At 55.5% G+C, this 5,924-nt stretch carries 6 protein-coding genes; 2 read left to right on the top strand and 4 right to left on the bottom strand.

The window, feature by feature from the left end:
• Positions 1 to 56: 56 nt before the first annotated feature.
• Entirely contained in the window at positions 57 to 620 is a 564-nt protein-coding gene (locus HMPREF3101_RS03050) for a hypothetical protein (RefSeq protein ID WP_070462452.1), read from the top strand.
• A 249-nt stretch (positions 621 to 869) separates the two neighbouring features.
• Here HMPREF3101_RS03050 and HMPREF3101_RS12260 read toward each other — a convergent pair whose 3' ends face one another.
• Positions 870 to 1,547 (bottom strand): TetR/AcrR family transcriptional regulator, encoded by a 678-nt coding sequence (locus tag HMPREF3101_RS12260; RefSeq protein WP_070462451.1) that lies wholly within the window; start codon positions 1,545 to 1,547, stop codon positions 870 to 872.
• A gap of 91 nt (positions 1,548 to 1,638) precedes the next feature.
• Between HMPREF3101_RS12260 and HMPREF3101_RS03040 the strand changes: the two genes are divergently transcribed.
• Complete coding sequence (locus HMPREF3101_RS03040) at positions 1,639 to 2,868, top strand: MFS transporter (protein WP_070462450.1); 1,230 nt, start codon at positions 1,639 to 1,641, stop codon at positions 2,866 to 2,868.
• Here HMPREF3101_RS03040 and HMPREF3101_RS11665 read toward each other — a convergent pair whose 3' ends face one another.
• The 3 genes from HMPREF3101_RS11665 to HMPREF3101_RS12390 form a co-directional block, all read right to left on the bottom strand.
• Positions 2,869 to 3,009: a hypothetical protein gene (locus tag HMPREF3101_RS11665; RefSeq protein WP_232745367.1), complete on the bottom strand. Its 141-nt coding sequence runs from the start codon at positions 3,007 to 3,009 to the stop codon at positions 2,869 to 2,871. It lies immediately after the preceding gene.
• 115 nt (positions 3,010 to 3,124) lie between these two features.
• Positions 3,125 to 3,469: an ATP-binding protein gene (locus tag HMPREF3101_RS03035; RefSeq protein WP_246816627.1), complete on the bottom strand. Its 345-nt coding sequence runs from the start codon at positions 3,467 to 3,469 to the stop codon at positions 3,125 to 3,127.
• Positions 3,470 to 3,908: 439 nt separating this feature from the next.
• A partial coding sequence (locus tag HMPREF3101_RS12390) for a type ISP restriction/modification enzyme (protein ID WP_305763944.1) occupies positions 3,909 to 5,924 on the bottom strand: 2,016 nt, incomplete at its 5' end.

Here is a 5,924-nt window from a genome sequence, read left to right as displayed (position 1 = left end):
CAAGTCGGGTGTCCACTAAACAAGGGTAACCTCATTCCGTCCAGTCTGCTCTGGACGTGAAGCCGGAGGCTGTTGCTGAGGCTGCGGAGGGCATGGCCGAGCAGGTCGATACCTACATCGGCAAGCTGATGAAGGATGGTGTTCGCACTCAGAACAAGGTGGGTAAGCTCCCGCTCGACATTGAGAAGAAGGACGCGTACAAGACGCTGGTGGCGCTGCGTAAGAAACTCAACGCCACTTCGGTTCCGAAGACTGACCGTTTCGTGATGGTTGGCCCCGAGATGGAAGCGGCGCTGCTGTACGACGAGCGCCTGGACAAGGCAGTGAACAACAGCAATCTCTTGAACGGTGAGATTGGTCGCCTGCTCGGGTTCCGTATCATTTCCGCGCCGACGGTGCCGACGGTGGCGGGCCGTGAGGTTGTCATTGCTGGCCACCCGATGGCTACTGCGTTCGGCTACCAGATCACGGAGGTGGCGGAATCGTCCATGCTGCCGTTCCGTTTCACCCGTGCGATTACGCGCCTCCAGGTGTACGGCGGTTCCGTGATCCGCCCGGAGGCGCTGGCGACGGCTGAACAGGATGTGGTGGAGCCGACCACGGCGGGTGCTACCGAGTAGACGCTAGCTCGTAGCAGACAGCGAAGGGGGTCAGGGTGTGTGCCTTGGCCCCCTTTACCCATACCTGGATGAAGGACACACACCATGAATAATCCGTATCAGGAAGAACTACTTAACCGTCTCCGTGACCATGAGAACGCGGCGGGTGAACGTGAACTGACCCGGCTTATCAACTGGGGTACATCCGCTGTGTTGAAGTACACGCTGTGCGGGCGCTCACTAAGACGATGATTGAGAAGTGGGTCAGAGTTAAGGAAGCAGGGTGTGTTCGATGCCGTCTAGGATCACATCGATGACGAGGTCGTAGTATTCCTCGGACATCGCTTCTTCTTCATCAGGGTGTGAGAGAGGCTCCAGGTAAGAGTTGACAATACTGGTCAGTCCAACAGATTGAGCCATCATAGGCTCAAGCCTGACAAGCATTTCGTGCAGGTTGTGGCGAGGCTGGATTTGATTGGATGCGCGCAGGTTTCTCGCTCCGATCGTGTGGATGATCGAGTTCGCGATAATTGTGTAGGCCACAGGCGAATTGTCACCAAACCCAGCTTCTTGTAGTTTGGCCCAGGCTCCATCGATCATCGGCAAAAACTGTTCGGTGAACTTGCCCCGCGCGAACCTGTCGGTAATCCCCGGATATGCTAACAATGCGGGGCGTAGATTGTGAGCCATAGCTCGAAACCAGGCTTTCCATTCAAGGTCCGGGTCGGGAACTTCAATCCCGACACATACCCGGTCTACAACAGCATCACAAATGGCTTCCTTGTTTGGAAAATAATGATAAATCACTGAGGGAACCACGCCCAGTTCACGGGCAATGTCCCGTACTGACCATCCCTCAACGCCACTGATCGCGCTTAACTGTACAGCTTGTTTGACAATCAGCTCGCGTGATAGCCCAGCCCTTCGCCCCGTTAGCACAGTGTTCATAAGGTGACCCTAACTTATTCCTTGACCCTTACTAGAACACCATTCTACAATATCCCTAAGTGAAACAGTGTTCTAGTAATGGAGTGTAGTGATGCCCGACCCTCGTAGTAATAAGCCGACACAGAGCTATATTGATCCAGGAGCGCAAGCGAACCTGGTAGTGGGAATCGTTTTTCTCGCCTTTATGGGGCAAATGATTCTCAATCCGATCATCGCGCCACTGTCACGACAGATGGGATTGCGGGAATGGCATATTGGCGCCACTATCTCTTTGGCAGCGATTGTACTAGCGAGCTTGAGTGCTTATTGGGGGCGAGCTTCCCAACGTGTCGGCGCTAAACGTGTACTCGCTGCCGGGCTTGTGATCGCGATCATCGCTTTGAGCGCCTTCGGTATTGTCTCCTACCTGGGGATGAACCAGGTAGTTGGCGGTGTCGGACTAGTTTTTGGTGTTGTGCTCACTCGTGGTTTGCTCTATGGTGGAGGGATTTCAGCGATCGCCCCGACCGCGCAAGCCCACCTGGTCACGCATGCTGCCAGCGAGAACGGGCGGGTAAAAGCACTGGGCATGATTGGAGCGGCTCAAGGGATGGCCTCCATTGTTGGAGGTGTTACTGGAGGTGTGTTAGCCGCTGCTGGTGGCCTGCTCTTGCCCTTGGTGGTCATGCCCGTTGTGATGGTGATTGGTCTGGTTGTTCTCTTGGTGAGTTTCGCACCTCAAAGCCGAGGGCAACTTTTTGCAAAGCCTCAACGGATTCGCTTCACTGATCCGCGTGTAGCTCCCTGGCTAGCAACTGGTCTGGTGATGTTTCTTGTGTTTTCTTCTGTTGCTACGATTTTTGGATTCACTGTCCAAGACCGCTTCGCCCTGTCGGCAACTGCGACCGCAGGTATTTCCGCGATTTACCTGACCATCATGGGCGTGACCATGATCATTGCCCAAGCGGTGATTGCTCCAAAGACAGGGTGGGGAGCAGCGAAGCTTTTACGTACTGGTCTGGCCATTACACTAGTTGCAACTGTGCTCATTTGGCCTACCTCCTCGCACGCTTTACTGGTTGTCGGGTGTATCGTGCTGGGGGTAGGTATGGGACTGGCGATGCCCGGGTACAACACTGGCCCAACCTTGAAGATGAGTGCAGATGAGCAAGGCGCAGTGGCTGGCATCATCAACGCTAATAATGGGTTGGCGTACGCGATTGCCCCGCTGGCTTCGACCGCCCTTTACGGGTGGAACCCGCTGGCACCCTTCGCCGTCTGTATCGCCTTGATTGCAGTGGTCGTCATCTACGCCCACACCGCACCCGCACTACGCCAATAACTATGAGCGTGCCTGAAGTAGCCGTTCCATCACGTTATCCGCAGGAGTCGGCCCCGAGTAGTCCACCAGCGAGTTGGCTTTGACGACATCGAAAATCTCGTACCAGAGCGTATTCGCCTGCTTGCTAAACGACTGAGACATGGCCACGAATGGGGACGCGATAGCTGTTAGGACCACGGATTTAGTAACGCTGTGGTGAGTATTCAGTAACGCCCGGGTGAGTATCGGGTAACACTCGGGCGTTGACTATGAGCCGCTACTGCGTATTGGCTTCGAGGCGCATGTTTGGTCTTTCGAGTGTGATGATTTCAGCGCCAACGACAAGCCGATTCAGGATCGACTCGGCGATGACAGCATCCGGGATGGACTTGTACCACTTATCGGGTGTGAACTGGGAGGTGACAATGGTTGATCCCCGGTGTTCACGCTCAGCAAGAATGTTGAGCAGCTGGTGTGCTGTGGCAGCATCAATCGGCGTTGTTAAGAAGTCGTCGACTCCGGCGAAATCTGGGACGACTCCGGCCACACTATGGTTGCCACCACCAACGTCGACGCCGAGCTCAGCGGCGCACCGGGCATGGCCATCGTCAACGCAACCCACCCCTCGACCAGAACCCACACACCGGGCTCTGGCTGGGGAACATGTGTTGTTCTGTTGAGTCGAGGGGCGGCCACTAAACGAACGTGTGTTCTATCATGGGTTGCGTCCCTTAGTGTGGTGTAACGCTTGCTGATGGTGAGCCCTTGAAAATAGTGGGGAGGCCATCGTCACAAGAGTGCGCTTCCCTGTTCTCCTTCAAAGCTCAGGAAGCGAGGAGCAGTCACGGGGCTTGCATCCTTGGTGGGCGATTCAATTTCTATTTCTGCGAATGGATCAGCCAAGCCATAGAAAGGCGATCTCCGGGCGGAACGAGAATCACTGCTTCTACCTGGTGCTCATCGTTCAACGACAAGAAGCCGCTTAGTGGCGGAGCATCGTGGTTTAGCGGATCAGTAAAAGTGCCCAGATGACGGTCATTGATTTCGATTCCCTGAAACATCTATTTAGAACCGTTCAACTCCTTCACAATTCGATTCGTTTCGATCGCGACTCGGGTCACCTTCCCGATCAGATCCACGATGTAACGTGGGTTGCCAACCTCGTCTGCCCAATCGTTCGGGTCATTCACAATCCCGGACGCCTTGTCCTTTTTCACCTGGTAGCGGTCAATCAACCACGCCAACGCGGAACGCGAACCCAGCATGTATTCGTCAGCCTCAGCCGGGATACCCGTGATAGTCACGCGCTTGTTGTAGATCAACTTGGTCACGTCGTTGACGTTCTTGCCGGTCTCTGGGTCCTTCTTGCGGCCCCACTTCATCTTCAACACACGCCAGGTGTCCGGGTCGGACTCGTCGCCCTTGACCGCAATGTCCAGCGGGTATGGCTCCGCATCCTCGTAGCCGACGTGTAGGTCCATCAGTTCCTTGCCGGCACGCGCAAACTTGTCGAACTCCGCACGCGAACCCGGCGTTTCAATGTGCGGCAGCATCTTCTTCAAATCCGCCGCGTACGCCTCCCGATAGTTCGGGTCGTGCAGCTTGCCGTAGACAAAGTGGAAGATATCGTCACCGGTCACGTCCGCACCCAGTGCGTCGCGGTAGAGCGCCTTGATCTCGTCGGTGATGTTGTCCTTGCGCACATACCCCGCAACAACCTCACCGACCTGCCCATAAATGGAGGGCTCGCCCTCGCTTATCGACGCCCCCTCGCCAAACAGCCCACCATCTTCAGCATCCACGGACTCCCAGGTGAAACGGGGGAAGAATTGGGCAGTGTAAGTAAAGAACGAAAGATCCGGGAGTACATCGGTAGCCAACAGTGCAAAAGGAACCGCTTCGCGTGGCGCCATCACATCGAACCCGATGTTGTAGTGGTGCTGCGTCGGGAACATCGACGGCAACTGGTACTGTCTATCGATCAATTCTTTCGCGAAGTAATTACGTTGTTTGAAAAACGGGCGGTACAACGAGGTGTAGACACGGTCGGTATTGACCGTAATCTCTGTTCCGCGGGCTAACTCCTGTTTCAGGTTGACGTTCCATGAACCTTGCGTGCTGTCGACTAACGCAGGGTGCTGGGCAAACAACGCGTCGACCCCCCGCTTGCTTTCCTCAAACCCTTCGCTTCGCAACAGGGCTTGCGCTTGGCGGTAGTTCGCAACGTGCGCACCGATGTTGTCTACGAGTTGGGCGGTTGAAGAAGAATACGACCACGCATCACGGCCAGTTTTTAAGCCTGCGGAATAGACGTCAAAAAATGTCGTCACATTTTGATTCTTCTCGCCGATGACCGGCCAGGTCGCGAACTCGTCGCTGCGTTGATTCAGCCAGTCCCCGTGCTTGTTCGGAGTGATTGAACGCCACTCAATCTGATCAACTGACGCATTCTCTGCAAACGCCAGCTTCTCTTCACGCTTCTGGTAGTCAGGAGTCTGCGCGTAATGCAGGTGGAAGCCGGTCTTGGAAGGATCCTTCACACCGATCAGCACCGCAACGCCGACTCGGATATCAAAGACATTGTCGCCCTCACGCTTGGCTTGTTCGCCAGCCATTCGAGAATTACCACGCAGGTTCAACACGTACAGGTCCGTGAAATCCTCAGCCATCGACAAACGCACACCGTCGCTGGTGTTGCCATCAAGCCAACCAGAGTTTGCAATAAACGCCACGACACCCTGATCCCCAATTCGGTCGGTGGCCCACCGGAACGCACGCAGGTATGAGTCGTACAGGGAGTTCTTATTCGTCGCCGTCGACTTCGCCGCGTACGTCTCCGCGATGCGTGCGTCCAGCGTTGGGTACTTCACATTCGCGTTGTTATCGTTCGCGCTCGTCTGACCCACCGAGTACGGCGGGTTGCCCACGATGACATTGATCGGGGCTTCCTTCTGCCGAACGATGCGCTCGTTGTTGTTCCTGAATACCGTGAGGTCGAGGATGTCGCCATCCTCGTGGATCTGGAACGTATCGGCAAGCGCGATGCCTTCGAAGGAAACATAACGGGGGGGGGGGTG

This window comes from Corynebacterium sp. HMSC29G08 (assembly GCF_001806875.1).
Classification (GTDB): Bacteria; Actinomycetota; Actinomycetes; order Mycobacteriales; family Mycobacteriaceae; genus Corynebacterium.
The sequence above is the reverse complement of the archived record's forward strand: the minus strand, read 5'-3'. Positions and strand labels throughout refer to the sequence as shown.

Excerpts from the sequence above, each read along its gene's own strand:
- HMPREF3101_RS12260 (WP_070462451.1), bottom strand. The coding sequence starts at position 1,547 with ATGAACACTGTGCTAACGGGGCGAAGGGCTGGGCTATCACGCGAGCTG.
- HMPREF3101_RS03040 (WP_070462450.1), top strand. The coding sequence starts at position 1,639 with ATGCCCGACCCTCGTAGTAATAAGCCGACACAGAGCTATATTGATCCA.
- HMPREF3101_RS11665 (WP_232745367.1), bottom strand. The coding sequence starts at position 3,009 with ATGTCTCAGTCGTTTAGCAAGCAGGCGAATACGCTCTGGTACGAGATT.